This is a genomic window from Blochmannia endosymbiont of Camponotus pudorosus, assembly GCF_059934925.1.
Map to the genome: position 1 here is coordinate 254,459 of NZ_CP011793.1, position 18,651 is coordinate 273,109.

17 protein-coding genes are annotated in these 18,651 nt (G+C 25.4%); 4 read left to right on the plus strand and 13 right to left on the minus strand.

Features of this window, described 5'->3' with window-relative positions:
- Positions 1 to 45 precede the first annotated feature (45 nt).
- On the plus strand, positions 46 to 516 hold the full coding sequence (locus tag Bpudo544_RS01195; protein ID WP_500825525.1) for a phosphatidylglycerophosphatase A family protein: 471 nt from the start codon (positions 46 to 48) through the stop codon (positions 514 to 516).
- Between the two features lie 81 nt (positions 517 to 597).
- On the opposite strand, the gene dxs is transcribed toward Bpudo544_RS01195, so the two are convergent.
- Entirely contained in the window at positions 598 to 2,469 is a 1,872-nt protein-coding gene (gene dxs / locus Bpudo544_RS01200) for a 1-deoxy-D-xylulose-5-phosphate synthase (protein ID WP_500825621.1), read from the minus strand.
- Between the two features lie 730 nt (positions 2,470 to 3,199).
- Between dxs and thiI the strand changes: the two genes are divergently transcribed.
- Positions 3,200 to 4,684, plus strand: a complete 1,485-nt coding sequence (thiI, locus tag Bpudo544_RS01205; RefSeq protein WP_500825526.1) for a tRNA uracil 4-sulfurtransferase ThiI — start codon at positions 3,200 to 3,202, stop codon at positions 4,682 to 4,684.
- Positions 4,685 to 4,809: 125 nt separating this feature from the next.
- On the opposite strand, the gene Bpudo544_RS01210 is transcribed toward thiI, so the two are convergent.
- From Bpudo544_RS01210 to cyoA, 6 genes are all read right to left on the minus strand, one after another.
- Positions 4,810 to 5,994: an MFS transporter gene (locus Bpudo544_RS01210; RefSeq protein ID WP_500825527.1), complete on the minus strand. Its 1,185-nt coding sequence runs from the start codon at positions 5,992 to 5,994 to the stop codon at positions 4,810 to 4,812.
- Between the two features lie 94 nt (positions 5,995 to 6,088).
- Positions 6,089 to 6,967 (minus strand): heme o synthase, encoded by an 879-nt coding sequence (gene cyoE / locus Bpudo544_RS01215; RefSeq protein WP_500825622.1) that lies wholly within the window; start codon positions 6,965 to 6,967, stop codon positions 6,089 to 6,091.
- Positions 6,968 to 7,004: 37 nt separating this feature from the next.
- Positions 7,005 to 7,307 carry a cytochrome o ubiquinol oxidase subunit IV gene (gene cyoD / locus Bpudo544_RS01220; RefSeq protein WP_500825528.1) on the minus strand — a complete coding sequence of 101 codons (303 nt, stop codon included), beginning with the start codon at positions 7,305 to 7,307 and terminating at the stop codon, positions 7,005 to 7,007.
- A gap of 4 nt (positions 7,308 to 7,311) precedes the next feature.
- Positions 7,312 to 7,914: a cytochrome o ubiquinol oxidase subunit III gene (gene cyoC / locus Bpudo544_RS01225; protein ID WP_500825529.1), complete on the minus strand. Its 603-nt coding sequence runs from the start codon at positions 7,912 to 7,914 to the stop codon at positions 7,312 to 7,314.
- Positions 7,871 to 9,874: a cytochrome o ubiquinol oxidase subunit I gene (gene cyoB, locus Bpudo544_RS01230; RefSeq protein WP_500825530.1), complete on the minus strand. Its 2,004-nt coding sequence runs from the start codon at positions 9,872 to 9,874 to the stop codon at positions 7,871 to 7,873. The genes cyoC and cyoB overlap by 44 nt, the downstream gene beginning before the upstream one ends.
- A 77-nt stretch (positions 9,875 to 9,951) precedes the next feature.
- Entirely contained in the window at positions 9,952 to 10,833 is an 882-nt protein-coding gene (cyoA, locus tag Bpudo544_RS01235) for a ubiquinol oxidase subunit II (RefSeq protein WP_500825531.1), read from the minus strand.
- Between the two features lie 809 nt (positions 10,834 to 11,642).
- On the opposite strand from cyoA, the gene clpP reads away from it, so the two are divergent.
- A complete protein-coding gene (clpP, locus tag Bpudo544_RS01240; RefSeq protein ID WP_500825624.1) occupies positions 11,643 to 12,278 on the plus strand; it encodes an ATP-dependent Clp endopeptidase proteolytic subunit ClpP in 636 nt (211 codons plus the stop codon).
- Between the two features lie 162 nt (positions 12,279 to 12,440).
- Complete coding sequence (gene clpX / locus Bpudo544_RS01245) at positions 12,441 to 13,727, plus strand: ATP-dependent Clp protease ATP-binding subunit ClpX (protein ID WP_500825532.1); 1,287 nt, start codon at positions 12,441 to 12,443, stop codon at positions 13,725 to 13,727.
- Between the two features lie 115 nt (positions 13,728 to 13,842).
- Here clpX and Bpudo544_RS01250 read toward each other — a convergent pair whose 3' ends face one another.
- From Bpudo544_RS01250 to metK, 6 genes are all read right to left on the minus strand, one after another.
- A complete protein-coding gene (locus Bpudo544_RS01250; RefSeq protein ID WP_500825533.1) occupies positions 13,843 to 14,079 on the minus strand; it encodes an oxidative damage protection protein in 237 nt (78 codons plus the stop codon).
- Between the two features lie 55 nt (positions 14,080 to 14,134).
- Positions 14,135 to 15,196 (minus strand): A/G-specific adenine glycosylase, encoded by a 1,062-nt coding sequence (gene mutY, locus Bpudo544_RS01255; protein ID WP_500825534.1) that lies wholly within the window; start codon positions 15,194 to 15,196, stop codon positions 14,135 to 14,137.
- A 156-nt stretch (positions 15,197 to 15,352) separates the two neighbouring features.
- Positions 15,353 to 16,072, minus strand: a complete 720-nt coding sequence (locus Bpudo544_RS01260; RefSeq protein WP_500825535.1) for a YggS family pyridoxal phosphate-dependent enzyme — start codon at positions 16,070 to 16,072, stop codon at positions 15,353 to 15,355.
- A gap of 93 nt (positions 16,073 to 16,165) precedes the next feature.
- Positions 16,166 to 16,600 (minus strand): Holliday junction resolvase RuvX, encoded by a 435-nt coding sequence (gene ruvX, locus Bpudo544_RS01265; RefSeq protein WP_500825536.1) that lies wholly within the window; start codon positions 16,598 to 16,600, stop codon positions 16,166 to 16,168.
- Positions 16,600 to 17,181, minus strand: coding sequence for a YqgE/AlgH family protein (locus Bpudo544_RS01270; protein WP_500825537.1), 582 nt, complete (start codon positions 17,179 to 17,181; stop codon positions 16,600 to 16,602). The genes ruvX and Bpudo544_RS01270 overlap by 1 nt, the downstream gene beginning before the upstream one ends.
- A gap of 247 nt (positions 17,182 to 17,428) precedes the next feature.
- Complete coding sequence (metK, locus tag Bpudo544_RS01275) at positions 17,429 to 18,592, minus strand: methionine adenosyltransferase (protein WP_500825538.1); 1,164 nt, start codon at positions 18,590 to 18,592, stop codon at positions 17,429 to 17,431.
- Positions 18,593 to 18,651: the final 59 nt, after the last annotated feature.

Sequence of the window (18,651 nt, forward strand, 5' to 3'; positions counted from 1 at the left end):
GATTATATAATTAATATTTACAGTATTGAATAGAATTGTTAATATATGATATTAAAAGTGTGGTATTTTTTAGCAACAGGATTGGGATTAGGTAGAGTATCTTATGTTATTCCTATTAGCGGAACAATAGGATCTTTATTAGCAATTCCTATTTGGTGGGGAATAATATATTTTTTTTCTTATCAAGTGTATTTTATTTTTTTAATATTAGGAGTAATATTTGGAATATATTTTTGTGGTAAAATCGCTAAATTTATTAAGGTTCATGATCATAAATCAATTATATGGGACGAATTTATTGGAATGTGGATTACGTTAATTGTGGTGCCGTTATATAATTGGATATGGATAATGATTTCATTTTTGTTATTTAGATTATTTGATATAATAAAACCATGGCCGATTTCTTGGTTTGATCGAACGGTAAAAGGTGGTTTTGGTATTGTTTTGGACGATATATTAGCTGGATTTATATCTATTCATATTATTTTATTTTTGATGCAAATATTTCCATAAGCTTATTTATTATGAAGTAATTGTTGCTGATAATTAGTAAAAGCATGATCATCATGCCGTATATATAATTATATTAAGACATTATTGTATTGTCCAATTAATAATTTTTTTATAGATTCCAGAGCTATCTAATCCTAATTCTGATAAGATTTCTTCTCGGGATCCTTGTGGAATAAAAAAATCGGGTAATCCAATATTAAGAATAGGCAGTAATAATTTATTATTTTGTGTAAGTAATTCATTAACTCCGCTTCCTGCTCCTCCTATAACCGAATTTTCTTCTAAAGTAATTAAAGCTTGATGATTTTTTGCAAGATTTTTTATTAATATCTCATCTAAAGGTTTGATAAATCTCATATCTACTAATGTGGCATTTAATCGTAATGCCACATTATATGCAGATTTTAATAAAGTTCCAAAATTAAGAATAGCAATACGATGTCCATAATGATGTACCATTCCTTTACTTAATGGTAGAGAACCTAATGTTTTAGGAGTTTTATTATTAGAAGATGTACTATTATCATTTTTATTTTTGGTATATCCTTTAGGATACCGTACAACACTGGGTCCATATTTATATAAATATCCAGTATTTAACATTAATTTAAATTCATATATATCGCTTGGCGCCATAATAATTACATTGGGAATACAACGTAAATATGATAAATCAAAAGCTCCTTGATGTGTTTGTCCATCTTCGCCAACAATTCCTCCTCTATCTACAGCAAATAATACTGGTAATTTTTGAATAGCGATGTCATGAATGAATTGATCATAAGCTCTTTGTAAAAATGTTGAATAAATAGCAACTACAGGTTTATATCCAGCTATAGCTAATCCAGCTGCAAAAGTTACAGCATGTTGCTCAGCGATAGCAACATCAAAATATTGTTTTGGGTATTTTTTAGAAAATTTATTCATTCCAGAACCTTCTCTCATAGCTGGAGTGATTCCTATAATTTTATTATCTTTCATTGCAATTTGACATAACCATTCCCCAAATACTTCAGAATAAGTAATATTTTTTTTGTATTTGTTAGGTAATACTCCACTGATTGGATCAAATTTAGGTACTGCATGCCATTTTATCGGATCTTTTTCCGCTGGTTTATATCCATAACCTTTTTTAGTAATGATATGTAAAAATTGAAGCCCTTTTTTTGTATTGCGTATATATTTTAAATTACGTATTAATTTGAATATATCATGTCCATCTATAGGTCCAATGCAATTGAAACCAAGATTTTTAAATAATTTCATAGCAATAGTATCATGGATATTTTTATCTAAAAAAATATTTTTTAATAATATTTTAATATTCGATATAATATTTAAATATGTTTTTTTTTTAGTATAGTAACTAGTGTTTAATGCTCCTACATTCTCTGAAATAGACATATCATTATCATTGAGAATAATTAATAAATTAGTAGACTTAGTTGTTCCTGCATGATTAATTGCTTCGAATGCCATACCTGCAGTTAATGCTCCATCTCCTATTATACATACTGTATGTCTATTTAGCATTTCACGTTCTGCAGCTATGGCTAATCCTAATCCTGCACTAATTGAAGTAGAAGAATGTCCTACTGATAATATATCATATTTACTTTCATCTCTGCATGGAAATGGATGTAGTCCATTACGTTTTCGAATACTATTAATATTTTTTTTTCGGCCAGTTAATATTTTATGAGGATATGCTTGGTGTCCTACATCCCAAATGAGATGATCAAATGGAGTATTATATACATAATGTAATGCTACTGTCAGTTCAATTGCTCCTAATCCAGATGCAAAATGTCCACTAGATTTACTAACACTAGTTAATAGAAATTGCCTTAATTCATCACATAATTTTTCCAATTTATTTTCAGGTAGTTGACGTAATTCGTCAGGAGTATTGATTAACTCTAGTATAGAGTATGTGTTAGAATCATGATTCATCATGTGTACATTATTCTCATTTAATCTAATAAAAATTCTTTATTTTGCTATCTTTGTTTAAGATATATTACATGAATTTGAAAAAACGTTCATATTATATCTATATTCATTAATATATTTAATATGAGACTAAGTTGCATACTATATAAATAGTATTATAATTAACTGTGTTAGATAGATATGCAGTGTTAAGGTTCAATTTTATATTTTTTTATTTTTAATATAATTAAATGATTTTTATCTTATTATTTTACGTTTACATTTTTAAATATTGTAGCTTATATAAAAATGATTATAAAATATATTATGTATTTTTGTTAGTTTGCTGTATATAATATATTTCATTTATGTTTTAATTTTATAATTAAGATAAATTTTATACAGTTTTTGGGTAAAATTAAATCAAATTAAATTTAAATAATAATAAAATATTAAATACTATTTGATATTTTATTAACAATAATGTTTTATATATTTAATAATTATAATATTAATTATGTTTATTTTATTTTGTTTGTTATTTAAAAATAATTGGTTTATATCATAAATAAAGATTTTTTAAAACAAGATTATTATTTTTTATGATTCGATAAGCTATTATGTTTATTATTATTCAGTATTTATAATGATAAATAATAATTATAGCAAACATAAATAATAAAATAAGTGTATATAATTAAAATTTAAAACATACTGATATGTATCATAGATTCAATAATTATAAATAGTTATGAAAATTATTGTCAGGTTCGTTCCAGAGATTATTATTAAAAGTCGATCAGTACGAGTTTTTTTTATAAAAATGCTTGTGAAAAATATTAGAAATACTTTAAGACAATACAATTTATTAGTTGTATTAATTAGGCATTGGGATAATATTGAGATAATACCTAACTATAATAATTATTTAGATATTACTAAAATATTGATTAATATTCCTGGAATTCATCATATTTTATTAGTTCAAGATAGTATTATAAACTCTTTAGAGGATATTTATATTCAAATTAAGAACACAAAATATTATACTCAATTGTTAGGAAAAACTTTTTGTGTTCGGGTAAAACGTCGCGGTATCCATGTAGTAACTTCTCAGGATATTGAACGCTATATAGGAAATAAATTATGTTGTAATATAAATAATATTCGCGTTAATTTAGTTGATCCTGAGATAATTATACATTTAAATATTAAAAATGATTGTTTGTTTATAATTCTTGAACGTTTTGAAGGATTAGGAGGTTTTCCTGTTGGCACTCAACGAGAATCTTTATCTTTAATTTCCGGAGGATTTGATTCTGCTGTTTCTAGTTATATGGTTATTCGAAGAGGTTGTAAGGTGCATTATTGTTTTTTTAATTTAATGGATGATATAACACATGCTGTCGAAGTATATAAAGTTATATATCATTTATGGAGTAAATTTAGTTGTTCACATAAAGTGAAATTAATTTCTGTTGATTTTTCAATAGTAGTTAAAGAAATATTTATAAAGATAAAGAGTAATTATGTAGGGATTATATTAAAACGAATGATGATGAGGGCTGCGTCTTATTTGGCTGCTCGTTATAAAATTAAAGCATTGATTACAGGCGAATCATTAGGTCAAGTTTCTAGCCAAACTTTAGATAATTTAGTGGTAATTAATAATTCTGTATCTTCTGATTGTATAGTGTTGAGGCCTTTAATTGTATATGATAAGGAGTCAATCATTAATTTAGCTCGTAAAATTGGAACAGAAGCACTTTCTAGAACTATTCCAGAATATTGTGGTATGATTGCAAGAAAGTCTTGTATACAAGTAAAAAAAAAATATATTGAATTAGAAGAAAATAATTTCAATTTTTCCATATTGGATCAGGCAATATCTAAATCTCATATAATAAATGTAAATAATATTCTAAAGTTTATAGATAATCAGCATGTTGTGAAAATTGATATGCAAACTAAATTAAACTCTCGAGATATAATATTAGATATTAGATCAGAATATGATCAGAATAAAAATCCTATTCACATTCCATTTAATACAAAAATAAAAAAAATACCTTTTTATAAATTAATGGATCAATTTCCGCATTTGGATCAAAATAAGATATACATACTATATTGTGATCAAGGAGTAATGAGTTATCTGCAAGCAATACATTTATATCAGCAAGGGTTTCGAAATGTAAAAGTATATCGCCATTCCTCTGTTGTGCATGATAAGTAATTAGATGACTTTTCATATGAAAAGAAGTATTAATGAAAATAATGTTTGCAATTAAACTTACCTAAAAATACATTATTGATAATTATTTATTAGTAAATAATAATTGTTTAATGTTATTTTTAGTTTTAATGACATTTATTATTTATTGTAATATTAGTGAACATTATGACTAATATCAATAGTAAAATCAATTGTGTTCCTTCTTGTATTTCTAATAACATACCACCTGTAATCCCGCCTAGTCCAACTCCTAAAAATTGTCCAATTGAATAAATGCTAATAGCAGTTCCTTTAAAATTGGAAGGAGATTGTCTACTAATTAAATCAGGTAAAATTGATTCTATTAAATTAAATGCTATAAAAAATAATTGCATTCCAATTAGAGTCAGCCATATATTTTTTATACCAATAAATATGATGAATTCAGATAAAAATACTATAATTATAGAAATAGTTAATATATTTTTTTTATTTTTATTTGTGTTGATATAAAAAATATATGGTAATAATATTAATATAGAAATTAATATGATAATAGAATATATTGTATGATATGTTGTGGATGCATATCCTAGTGTAGTCAGGATTTTGGGCCAAATAATAAAATTCAATATTAAAACAGTATGTAAAGAGAAAATATGAAAATTTAGTTTTAATAATTCTGGATGAATAATAATAATTTTAATATTATTTAATATATCTGTTAAATTCATATTTTTGATTGAATTAGGAGAAGGTAGTTTTTTTGGTATTAAAAAATAAACCAGTATTATAGTAAATACTGTTATTAAAGTAATAATTTGAAATAACCCATTTAATCCAAATTTATTTGCAATAAATGGTCCTATAATTATAGAAATTGTAAAAGTTACACCAAAACTTATTCCAAGGATTGCCATAGCTTGAGTTCTATTGCGTTCTTGTATTGATTCTAATAATAAGGTTATAAGAACGCTTCCTATTGCACCTGTACCTTGCAATGCTCGACCAATGATTAATCCCCAAATTTCATTTGTTACTGCAGCTATTTCACTTCCTAAAGCAGACATTATTAATCCAATAATAATAACGGGCTTCCTTCCAATTTTATCAGACATCAAACCAAAAGGTAATTGAAAAATTATTTGAGTAATGCCGTATATTCCAATTGAAATGCCTATTAAGTACTCATAAGATCCATTTAAAGATATTGCATAAATAGGTAGTATTGGTAATACCATAAAAACTCCTGACATACGTAATGCAAATATTAAACTTAATACACACACTAAACGTAATTCATTACTAGTTACTTTAATATTATGAAACATTATATTTATGATTGATTAATTGTGGATATAATTTTTTATTATTTTTTATGACTGTAATTAAATTATTATATTGTAATTTTAATATGTTATGTTTTTATAACATATTACGAATAAAATTTGCATCTAAAGATAACATTAAATTTACAGATGTAATAATAATAATAGATAAAATAAACATCTTTTTTGCCCATAAAAGTTCATTATTTATTTGTTTATATTTATACCATCCTGTGTATAACCAAAATAAATTAAGTATACTGATAATATATAGAAATACATAACTGGCATAACCTTGAATAGTCAAAAATATCGTAGAGACATAAAATCCCAGAATACATATAATCATATGTATTCTGGTGCAGTCAATTCCCTTTTTTTCAAAAAAGGTTGGAATTAAAGCTGTTTTATAATCATAATATCTAAAAATGGTAATAGAATAAGAATGAGGAATTTGCCAAAAACTAAAGAGCATTAATAATATTAAAGCTCCGAAATCGAATTGATTAATTACAGTACAATACCCAATTACTGGAGGCATTGCTCCAGATACACTGCCTATTATCATCCCATAAATTGATGTACGTTTCATATATAAACTGTATACTACGACATATACTAAAAAACCTATTGCTGATAAAAATATTGTATATAAGTTTTTTATGATTCCTAATAATAAAAATCCTGAAATGTTTAATATTATTGCATAATATATGCACTTTCTTATAGAAAGTGTTTTGTTTTTCTGTGCTAATATTCTAGCTTTGGTTCTAATCATAATAGCATCAATATCTCGATCAATAACATTATTGAACACACAACTAGAGGAGATAATTAAAGTTAATCCAGTAATCATATTGATTAATATAATATAATTAATTTCTCCTTGAGATGCCATTAAAAAACCACCCACGGAAGACATTATATTTCCTATTACAATTCCTGGTTTTATTAAAGAAAAATAATATTGGATTATCATAATATTATATATACTCAATTATAATGTTTAACATTTACATCATTAGATTATGATGTAAATGTGTCATAATCCATACGCTTCCTAATACAAGGATAAATAAAATAAATATTGTAAAGATCAAAGATATAATAGTCCATACTTGATTAGATGTATTTCTTAAATGTAAAAAATAGATTAGATGGATATAAATTTGAATCAATGCACAAGATATAATTATAATAAGTAATGTTATTTTTTTAAAAATAACATATTTTATGAGATAAAAAGGAATAATTGTTAAAATTAAGGATAATAAAAATCCAGTTAAATATGAAGTATTTAAATTACCGTTATTCATATAATTACAGAACCCCTATCAGATATACTACAGTAAATACACATATCCATACAATATCTAAGAAATGCCAAAATAGATTTAGGCATTTTAATCGAATTAGATTAGTTTGTGTAAGCCCTGTTAAATTCAGATGTATAATCATAATAATAATCCAAATTAATCCTGCTATTACATGTATTCCGTGTGTTCCTATTAACACAAAAAAAGACGAAAAAAATGCATTATATGTCAAAGTATATCCATTTTGTATTAAATGATAGAATTCATAAATTTCCATTATAATGAAACATAGTCCTAATAATGCAGTTATACATATCCATTGTGTTGATTTGTATAAGTATTTTTTATCTATCATATAAACCATACTTTTACTGCAAGTAAGGCTGCTCAATAATAAAAATAACGTTTCTATAAAAACGAAATTTAAATTAAAAATGTTTTTAATATCTTCAGTAGATATCATTATATTTAAATGATTGCTCAATACTATATGCATAGAAAACAAACTAGCAAATAAGATACAGTCACTCATTATATATAACCAAAAGCCAAATATTATTTTTTTATCTATATTCATTTTTTGATATGATTGATTTGTTATGTGCATATTCAATTTTTTTAATTATATCTGATGGTATATAATATTCAGTATCATTATTAAATGTGCGTGTTATCCATATTATTATTATTCCAAAAAAACTTATTATAGATAACCACCATATATACCAAATCATGCTGAATCCTAGCATTAGACTAAAAAAAGCAATTAGTATTCCATCATGTGTATTTTTTGGCATATGAATAGGTGCATATGGTTTTTTTCTGTGTAACAAATTAATATTGTCTCTATTTTTTACGTACCAATATACATTTTGATCATCAGTAATAACTGGAACATTCGCAAAGTTATAGCAAGGAGGAGGAGAAGAAGTAGACCATTCTAGTGTGTATCCATTCCATGGGTTTGCATTATTGTAATTAGAATGTTGGTATTTATCTCGATTAAAAATGCTAATGAATATTTGTATACATTGACATATTATTCCCAATCCAATCAAGAATGTACCTATTGCTGCTGTTACTAGCATTGGTGAAAATGAAGTGTCTATATTTTGACTTAAACGTCGAGTCATACCCATAAATCCTAAAATGTATAATGGCATAAATGCTGTATAAAAACCAATTATCCAGAGCCAGAAAGCACATTTTCCCCAATTTTCATTTAGAATATAACCAAAAGCTTTAGGAAACCAATATGAAACTCCCGCGAAACATCCAAATAAAACTCCACCAATAATGACATTATGAAAATGTGCAACTAAAAATAAGCTATTATGCAATACAAAGTCAATTCCAGGTACAGCTAATAATACTCCGGTCATTCCCCCTATTGAAAAAGTAATAATAAATCCTACTGCCCATAACATTGGTGAGTGGAAAATAATTTTTCCTTGATACATGGTAAATAACCAATTAAAAACTTTTACTCCTGTGGGAATTGCAATGATCATAGTCATAATTCCAAAAAATGCATTTACATTAGATCCTGCCCCCATAGTAAAAAAATGATGAAGCCACACGCAAAAAGACAAAGCAGTAATAGCAATGGTGGCCCAGACTAAAGAAGTGTATCCAAATATTTTTTTTTGAGAAAAAGTAGAAACTATTTCTGAAAATATTCCGAATGCAGGTAATGCTAAAATGTATACTTCAGGATGACCCCATGCCCAAAATAAATTAATATACATCATCATATTGCCACCTAGATCATTGGTAAAAAAGTGAGTTCCTAAATATCGATCTAAAGTTAATAATGTAATTGTTACAGTAAGAATAGGAAATGCTGCAATAATTAATGCATTTGTGCATAGTGCTGTCCAGGTGAAAACTGGAATTTTCATCATAGACATTCCTGGAGCTCTCATATATAAAATTGTAGTAAAAAAGTTTATACCAGTTAAAGTAGTTCCAATTCCAGAAATTTGAATACTCCATATCCAATAATCTACTCCAACTCCAGGACTATATTCTTTACTTGATAAAGGAGGATATGCTGCCCATCCAGTTTGAGCAAACTCGCCTATTCCTAAAGATAAATTAATTAATATAACGCCAACCATGAATAGCCAAAAACTTAAAGAATTTAAGAATGGAAAAGCTACATCTCTTGCTCCAATTTGTAACGGCACTATTAAATTCATTAATCCTATTACAAATGGAGTAGCCATAAATATAATCATGATTACTCCGTGAGCTGTAACTACTTGATCATAATGATGCACAGAAAGAAATTCTGTAGATCCAATAGCTGAAAGTGCTTGTTGTGTACGCATCATAATTGCATCGGCAAAACCTCTTAAAAACATAATACATGATACGATAATATACATTATACCGATTTTTTTATGATCTACAGAAGTGAACCATTCATTCCATAAATACGCCCATTTATTGTAGTAGGTAATAGTGCTTATTGTTAGAATTCCTATAATAAAAACTACAACTATTGTTGACATAATAATTGGATCATGATACGGAATAGAGTGTATTGTTAATTTTCCAAGCATTATATGTGCCTTTCATTTCAAAAGAGATTTATAATTAATTCAGGTTATTTATTTGTTATCATTAGAATTATATTCTTTTATCTTCGATTTATAAATTTATCGATAACTCGATAAAATAAATTAGGTTGAACATTAGAAAAATAAGTTATAGGATCAAATGTACTAGGTTTTGCTAATTCCTCATAAGTATTCATGTTATCAAGATGGTAGATAGACTTTTTCGCTTTTTGTATCCATTGGTTAAATTCTTTTTCATCATTTGTCGCAATGACTATGAATTTCATTCCTGAAAACCCTTGTCCACTAAAATTTGAAGAAATTCCCTTATATTTTCCAGGTTCATTAGCAATTAAATTTAATTGTGTATGCATACCAGCCATTGCATAAATTTGGCTGCCTAACTGAGGAATAAAAAAAGAATTCATTACTGAATTGGAAGTAATATTAAAGTGTACTGGTATGTTTGCTGGGAAAACAAGTTCATTTACTACTGCTATATTGTACTGAGGATAAATAAAAAGCCATTTCCAATCTAAAGCAATGACATTCACAATAATAGAGTTAACTACTGTTTTTGAATCTGAATAAATAGAATTTTTTGGATCTAATTTATGTGTTGAATTCCATGTTAATATACTTAATAAAATAATAATTATTATTGGAACAATCCATATTATTAATTCTATTTTTTTAGATTTAGTCCAATTGGGTTTATATTGAATGTGATTATTATTTGTAGATCTATATCTTATGGAAAACAGAAAAGTCATTATTATCACTGGAATGACTATAATAAGCATCATTCCAAAAGCAACGAGTATTAAATATCGTTCTTCTATGCCTATAGATCCTTTAGGGTTCATTAAAATTACATTATCACATCCATTTAATAAAATTGTTAAACTATATAATAAAAAAAATATATATTTTTTTATATATTTATTTGTAATCAATTTCATATAATATATGGTTTTTGAAAAATCTTATTACTTATTTTACTACAAATTTTTTATTTTGTAAATAAGTGGCAATATTGTATATGTATGTGTACATATACGTTAGAATGTTTGTTTAATATATGAAAATATTGTATAAAAATTTAAGTATAGTTCTATTTTTTATGCTACGGATTATAAAAAATGTAAAGTATTGTTCTAACAACTTGCATGAATGAATTGAAAAATAAAAATATTATTAATACTATTTTTAATGATAAATAGAGTTAAATATCTTTATTTCTTATATATTATACCACGTGTAATATATTAAATAATTTAAATTAAACTATTTAATTTTATGATAGTATAAAAATTCTACATATTATGATTGAATTTAATGATTTTTAATAAAATTATTATTATTATTTTACAAGTAAATTTTTTATTGAAGAAAAGCAAAAAAAGCAATATATAATAATAAAAATAAAGAAGAACATATAGTTTCAAAAAATGATATTCTTATAATATATGTATACATATATTATAAGTAAAAATAAATCATATTAAACAAGTTAATATGGTAAAGAAGAATCGATATTATTCGATGTTCCGTATCTAATTAATTAGATACGGAACAAATTTGTATTTCGTATGTGATATGCTATTTTTCAATAGAAATAATAATTGAATTATAAATAAATATTTGTTTTTCTTAGAAAAGTAATTTTCACATAATAATATTAATAAAATGTATCAATATATCAGTAATTTTTATATTTTTTGAGTAAGATTGCGATAATATTAATTTTTTTGGAGAAAATATGCAGAAAATGCAGTGGGTATATGATAATACTATTCGAAATAATTTTTGTTGTTATAACACAGGAATAATTCCTATAGTTATTGAGCAAACTGCTCGAGGGGAGCGTTCATATGATATTTATTCTTTGTTATTAAAAGAGCGAATTATTTTTGTGACTGATGTCATAGAGAATCATATAGCTAATTCTATTGTTGCTCAAATGATGTTTTTAGAATCAGAAGATCCAGAAAAAGATATTCATTTATATATTAATTCTCCAGGAGGATTAATAACTGCAGGAATGTCTATTTATGATACTATGCAATTTATAAAACCCGATGTTAGTACTTATTGTATAGGTCATGCAGCTTCAATGGGAGCTTTTTTGTTAGCCGCTGGAGCTAAAGGGAAGCGATTTTGCTTACCGAATGCTCGGGTAATGATTCATCAACCATTAGGTTATTTTCGAGGACAAGCTACTGATATTGCTATTCATACTAAGGAAATATTGCAAGTTAAAAACAATATAAATAAGTTGATGGCAAAACATACGGGAAAGTCTATTGATGTAATTATAAAAGATATGGAACGAGATTGCTTTTTATCTGCTAATGAAGCTATGGATTATGGATTGATAGATTTTGTATTAAATAAACGAATTTAATATTATATTATTTTTTATTTAATATGTATTGGTATATATGCAGATTTATTTGGTTATAGATAATAATAAGGTTTGTTATTATTAATAAGTTTATGTGTTAAATAATAATACTATTGATTGTATGTAGTTGATAGATTTATAGTTAATAATAGGTAATATAATATGCATGATAATCATAATCATCATTCAAAAAAAGTGTTATATTGTTCGTTTTGTGGAAAAAATCAATTACAGGTATTGAAATTAATTAGTGGAGAATCAGCGTCCATTTGCAATGTATGTATTGATTTATGTAATAACATTATCGATCGAGAGTTACAATCGGATAAAGTTATCGAGTATAATGAAAATTTAAAAAAATTTCCCACTCCTCATGATATAAATCATTATTTAAGTAATTATGTTGTTGGTCAAGAGTGTGCTAAGAAAACATTATCAGTTGCAATATATAATCATTTTAAACGATTAAAATATCAAGGTATTTTAAATAATAACGATAATACTAATTATAATAGAAATAATACAGAATTATTTAAGAGTAACATTTTATTAATTGGGCCTACTGGAAGCGGTAAAACACTATTAGCAGAAACGTTAGCTCGATTTCTTAATGTACCATTTGCTATATCTGATGCTACCACATTAACTGAAGCTGGATATGTTGGAGAAGATGTAGAGAATGTAATTCAAAAATTGTTACATGGATGTGATTATGATGTTCATAAAGCTCAAAGTGGCATTATTTATATCGATGAAATAGATAAAATTGCTAAAAAATCTGAAAATATTTCTATCACTCGAGATGTATCTGGAGAAGGAGTTCAGCAAGCTTTGCTAAAATTAATTGAAGGAACTATAGCTGCTATTCCTCCAAAAGGAGGTCGAAAACATCCACAACAGGAGTTTATTAAAGTAAATACTTCTAATATTTTATTTATTTGTGGAGGATCTTTTTTTGGTTTGAATAAAATAATTGAACAACGTTTATCTAAAAAACGTACTATTGGATTTCATACGTTACCAAGAATAAATATGGATACAAATTTTGAGTATTCATTTCTTAATGAAATAGAACCTGAAGATTTAATTAAATTTGGATTAATACCAGAATTTATAGGTAGATTTCCTATAATTTCTGTTCTAAATGAATTGACAGAATGTGAATTAGTTAGAATTTTACAGGATCCAAAAAATGCTTTAATAAAACAATATACAATTTTATTTAATTTAGATGAAGTAAAATTAGAATTTTCTAAATCTTCGTTAAGTACTATAGCAAAATATGCAATTGCTAAAAAATCTGGAGCTCGAGGTTTGAGATCAGTTTTAGAAAATATATTGTTAGATACGATGTATGATATACCATCCTCACAAAATAAAGTGAAAAAAATAGTAATTAATTCTCAGGTAGTTGCCAAAAAAGTAAAGCCATTGTTATTTTATGAATAATTAATAGTTATGTATTATTTGTTGTAGAGTATAAGTGGTAAAAAGCATTGTGTTACTGATGTATATGTTTGTTTTTAATTAATTTAATATTTATACATTTCTTAATATTTTTAAATTAAGATTTTTTAAATAAAAATTCTTCCATTTTTTTTTGCAAAAAGATTCGATCTGTAACACGAATCATATTTAATTTATTTTCATTAATTAAAATTGTTTGTTGGTTTTGCCATTGTTTCCATGCTTCTTGAGAAATGTTGTTATAGATTCGCTTTCCTAATTCTCCTGGAAAATAAAAAGCGTCTAGTCCTTCAGAGTATTTTTTTAAAAATACACAATAAATAATTCTAGTCATTTTGTTTTAATTAATTTATATTTATAATTTGGTTATTTTTTTATTTTTGATAATATCATAGTTGCTGTAGCAACATAATTACTGGTTTAGGTAATCCAATAGATTGTGGTTCATGTATATTATACCAAATATTTTCTTCTTCGTTAAATATTATTATTGTATTAATATTAATTAGTATTGGTTGAATTTTTAATATGATATTACTGACATAATGTTGTACTATATCGATAACATTACATTTGTTATTGTGAATATTATGTTTGTATAGCCACGATTTTAGTGAGTTTATATCATGAAATTCAGGAAAGCAAAATAATCCATTCCATAAACTTGTTTTTGAGCGTTTTATTAAATATACTGTGTGGGTATATGTAAATAACAAAATTATCCACCAAATATTTTGTTTATATTTTTTTTGATATGGTTTTTGTGGGTGTTGGTGATAATTAGTTTTATTTTTTAAAAAGGATTGACAATTATTATTTATAGGACATACATTACATTTTGGGTTTTTATAAGTACATATTAATCGACCTAAATTCATTATAGCTTGATTGAAGTGAGCAATTTCTTTATTAGATGGGATTAATGTTTCAATTAAATTCCATAAATTTTTGTTTATTTGGGTTTGTTTAAGTGTAGAAAATTCTAAAGAGTAGTATCGAATTAATATCCGTTTTATATTTCCATCAAGAATAGGATAGCTTTTATTAAGAGCTAAAGACAATATAGCTCCAGCAGTAGATTTTCCGATTCCTGGAAAGGATAAAAGTGTATTAAAATCTTGAGGAAATTTTCCATCATATTGATTAATGATAAGTTGAGCAGTTTTATAAAGATTAATTGCGCGTTTATAGTATCCTAATCCACTCCATATATGCAATATTTCATTTAAATCAGCTTTTGCTAATTGAAAGATTGTTGGGAATTTTTCGATAAATTTTTCATAATATGGAATAACGGTAGCAACTTGAGTTTGTTGTAACATAACTTCAGATATCCATATTTTGTATATGGTTTTATTTAATTGCCAAGGTAAATAAGGTAATTTAATATTATTATGCCATAATAATATTTTTGCTGTAAAAATAGAGCTACTTTCTAATGCGTACGTCATGATAATTGTATATAATTATATTGTTAAATATAATATATATATGAATATATATATTTGTTCAACGGAATCAATAAGATTAAATTATTACTTAAATAATTATACAATGTGTAAAATAAAAATTTTAAATATTCAATTTTATAAGAATAAAAAATTTCATTAAGTAAAATAATGATGTTTATTTGATCTTTTACCAAAAATAGCAGTTCCAATTCTTAATAAATTACTTCCTGAATAAATAGCGGCTGTCATATCCTTACTCATACCTAACGATAATGTATCTACATATGAATAGATGTCTTTTAATTGAGTAAAAAAAGTATATATTTTTTTAAATTGTAATATTTGTTGTTTAAATTCTAATTTTGGAGTAGACATAGCCATTATTCCTTTTAATTTTAATTTTGAACATTGATTAATAATTGATGCTAATTTAATCATTTGATCTATTGTAATTATTCCTGATTTATTATGATTATTGCTAGTATTAATTTGAATTAATACATTTAGTTGATTTAGTATTTTTGGTCTTTGTTTGTTTAAATAATATATTGATTTTTCGTTGCTTATAGTATGACACCAATCAAAATTTTCAGCAATTAATCGACTTTTATTAGATTGAATTGATCCAATAAAATGCCAAGTAATTTTTTTATCTTTGATATTTTTTTGTATCCAATGTATTTTTTTTAAGGCTTCTTGAACATAATTTTCACCAAAGTCTTTCTGTCCATAAGATATAGTTTTTTTTATATTGTCAATTGATTGATTTTTGGTTACCGCAATTAATTTAATATTTTGTGGATTACGGTTGATATTATGTGCAGTGATATGTATTTTATTACGTATTTGTTGTAGTTGTTTTTGAATTAAATTCATTTTTAATTTATATGGTTATATATTTATTTAAATAATAAAGTTATATGTTTATTTATATTTTATATGAAATATAATTTCATTAATTCATTATAATTAATGATCAGTATTTAACCAACTTTGTAAAATTATTTCCGCAGCTACTGAATCGATATGTGTTTTTTTTATTTTTGTTAAAAATTTATGATTATATTGATAATAATAGAATCTTGATCGAGCTTCAACAGTTGTAAAACGTTCATCATGCATTTCTACACTAGTATTAAATCGTTTTTTTAACTGTATAGCAAATTTTTTTGATAAAGTAGTAATGTATTGTTCACTTCCATCTATTTGTAAAGGTAATCCTACTATTAATCTTGAGGGTTTCCATTCATTATATATAAGTTCAATATTTTTCCAATCTGGAATACCAGAGATTGAGTGCAATACATTCAGCGATTGAGTTGTGCGAGTAAATTTTTGACCTACAGCAACTCCAATATTTTTGGTACCAAAATCAAAAGCCATAATTATTCCTGTTATCAACATTAAGCATGACCTATATGATTAATAATATTATACATATTTATACCTAGTATTTTTGCTGCAGCATTCCATCTATGCATAACAGGAGTATGAAATAAAATAGTTTCGTCTGCTGGTACTGTAAGCCAAGAATTTTCTATTAATTCTTGTTCTAATTGTCCTTTAGCCCAACCCGAATAACCTAAAGCAACTAAAATATTTTTTGGTTGATCAGGTGTACCAAAAGTTTCTAATATATCTTTAGATGTAGTGATCATAGCTTGATCGGAAATATTGACGCTAGAATTAAATCCTGATTTAGGAGTATGTAAAATAAATCCACGATCATCTAATAATGGTCCGCCTAAAAATACTGGAAGATTTAATTGGATTATTGAATTGCGTTGATTAGTTACAATATTTAAATTATTTAGTATAGTTTCTAGGGTACATTTTTTGAGTGGTTTATTGATTATTATCCCCATAGCTCCAGTGTTGTTATGTTCACATATATATACAACTGATTTTTTGAATAACGGATCTTGTAATGTAGGCATTGCAATTAAAAAATAATTTTGCAAGTTGGTTATGTTATTATTAGTCATAAATTTTTTGATTTAGTTGTTAATTAAAATTAATAAAATATCATTAATAAATATCTAAATTAAATATACAATTGATGGTTATTTTAAGTATTATTAAAGTATAATTTTAATCATAGTATCTATCAATTATAAAAGTTATTTATTGTATATTTTTTTTAAGTTGTAAAATAAACTAATAATGAAGTTTGCATACATGTATTTTTTATAATATTAAGATCTTAATTGTTCATATTACTTGAAATAATATTTATTTTATCCCGGTTGCATCTTTAAGTAGATCTTTTTTATCAGTTTTTTCCCAAGGAAATTTGTCTCGTCCAAAATGTCCATAGACAGCTGTATCTTTGTAAATTGGTTGAAGTAAGTTCAACATAGTTATTAATCCGTGTGGGCTAAAATCAAAAAAATGATTTATTAATTCTACTAAAGTTGTATGTAAAACTTTTTCTGTACCAAAAGTATCAATATTAAATGCTATTGGAGTTTCAACTCCAATAGCATAAGATACTTGTATTTCACAACGTTCTGCTAATCCTGCAGCTACAATATTTTTTGCAGCATATCTTGCTGCATAAGCAGCAGAGCGATCTACTTTGGATGGATCTTTACCAGATAGAGCTCCTCCACCATGTCTAGCCATTCCTCCATATGTATCTACAATTATTTTTCTTCCAGTTAATCCACAATCAACAATTGGACCTCCTATTATAAAACTACCTCCAGGATTAATAAAAAATTTAGTTTGTTTGGATATCCATTTTTTAGGTAATACTGGTTTAATGATTTCTTCCATAACAGCTTCTTGTAGATCTATTAATTTGATACGATGGTTATGTTGCGTAGATAATACAACTGCGCTAATTCCTATAATTTTATTATTTTCATAAGCAAAGGTTATTTGGCTTTTTGCATCTAAACCTAACCAAGGTAAAATTTTATTTTTTCTTACTTCTGATTGTTTTTTTATTAAACGGTGAGCATAAGTAATGGGAGCTGGCATTAAAACATCAGTTTCATTTGTTGCATACCCAAAAATTGAACCTTGATCTCCTGCTCCTTGTTTTGTTTTTTGATTGAAACATAAATTTTTAATGCTATTTTGAATTTCTGATGATTGTTGATTTATTATACTCAATATTGAACAAGAATTTGCATCTAGACCCATATCTAAACTAATATAGCCGATATCTCGAATAGTTTTTTTAACAATATTTTCTATATTTACTAAAGCAGTTGTAGTGATTTCTCCTCCTACTATTACTATATTTGTTTTAATATAAGTTTCACATGCAACATGAGCTTTTAGGTCTTGTGTTAAAATAGAATCTAATACTGCATCAGATATTTGATCTGCAATTTTATCTGGATGACCTTTTGATACTGATTCTGATGTAAAAAAATGTTGATTCATTTTAGCATATATAGATGTGATCAATAAAAGCAGGGCTATTATTTGTGTTTTTTATATAA

What these genes read in the sequence shown, in the direction of transcription:
- Bpudo544_RS01195 (WP_500825525.1), top strand. Translation starts at nt 46, where the DNA reads ATGATATTAAAAGTGTGGTATTTTTTAGCAACAGGATTGGGATTAGGT.
- dxs (WP_500825621.1), bottom strand. Translation starts at nt 2,469, where the DNA reads ATGAATCATGATTCTAACACATACTCTATACTAGAGTTAATCAATACT.
- thiI (WP_500825526.1), top strand. Translation starts at nt 3,200, where the DNA reads ATGAAAATTATTGTCAGGTTCGTTCCAGAGATTATTATTAAAAGTCGA.
- Bpudo544_RS01210 (WP_500825527.1), bottom strand. Translation starts at nt 5,994, where the DNA reads ATGTTTCATAATATTAAAGTAACTAGTAATGAATTACGTTTAGTGTGT.
- cyoD (WP_500825528.1), bottom strand. Translation starts at nt 7,307, where the DNA reads ATGAATAACGGTAATTTAAATACTTCATATTTAACTGGATTTTTATTA.
- cyoC (WP_500825529.1), bottom strand. Translation starts at nt 7,914, where the DNA reads ATGCACATAACAAATCAATCATATCAAAAAATGAATATAGATAAAAAA.
- cyoB (WP_500825530.1), bottom strand. Translation starts at nt 9,874, where the DNA reads ATGCTTGGAAAATTAACAATACACTCTATTCCGTATCATGATCCAATT.
- cyoA (WP_500825531.1), bottom strand. Translation starts at nt 10,833, where the DNA reads ATGAAATTGATTACAAATAAATATATAAAAAAATATATATTTTTTTTA.
- clpP (WP_500825624.1), top strand. Translation starts at nt 11,643, where the DNA reads ATGCAGTGGGTATATGATAATACTATTCGAAATAATTTTTGTTGTTAT.
- clpX (WP_500825532.1), top strand. Translation starts at nt 12,441, where the DNA reads ATGCATGATAATCATAATCATCATTCAAAAAAAGTGTTATATTGTTCG.
- Bpudo544_RS01250 (WP_500825533.1), bottom strand. Translation starts at nt 14,079, where the DNA reads ATGACTAGAATTATTTATTGTGTATTTTTAAAAAAATACTCTGAAGGA.
- mutY (WP_500825534.1), bottom strand. Translation starts at nt 15,196, where the DNA reads ATGACGTACGCATTAGAAAGTAGCTCTATTTTTACAGCAAAAATATTA.
- Bpudo544_RS01260 (WP_500825535.1), bottom strand. Translation starts at nt 16,072, where the DNA reads ATGAATTTAATTCAAAAACAACTACAACAAATACGTAATAAAATACAT.
- ruvX (WP_500825536.1), bottom strand. Translation starts at nt 16,600, where the DNA reads ATGTTGATAACAGGAATAATTATGGCTTTTGATTTTGGTACCAAAAAT.
- Bpudo544_RS01270 (WP_500825537.1), bottom strand. Translation starts at nt 17,181, where the DNA reads ATGACTAATAATAACATAACCAACTTGCAAAATTATTTTTTAATTGCA.
- metK (WP_500825538.1), bottom strand. Translation starts at nt 18,592, where the DNA reads ATGAATCAACATTTTTTTACATCAGAATCAGTATCAAAAGGTCATCCA.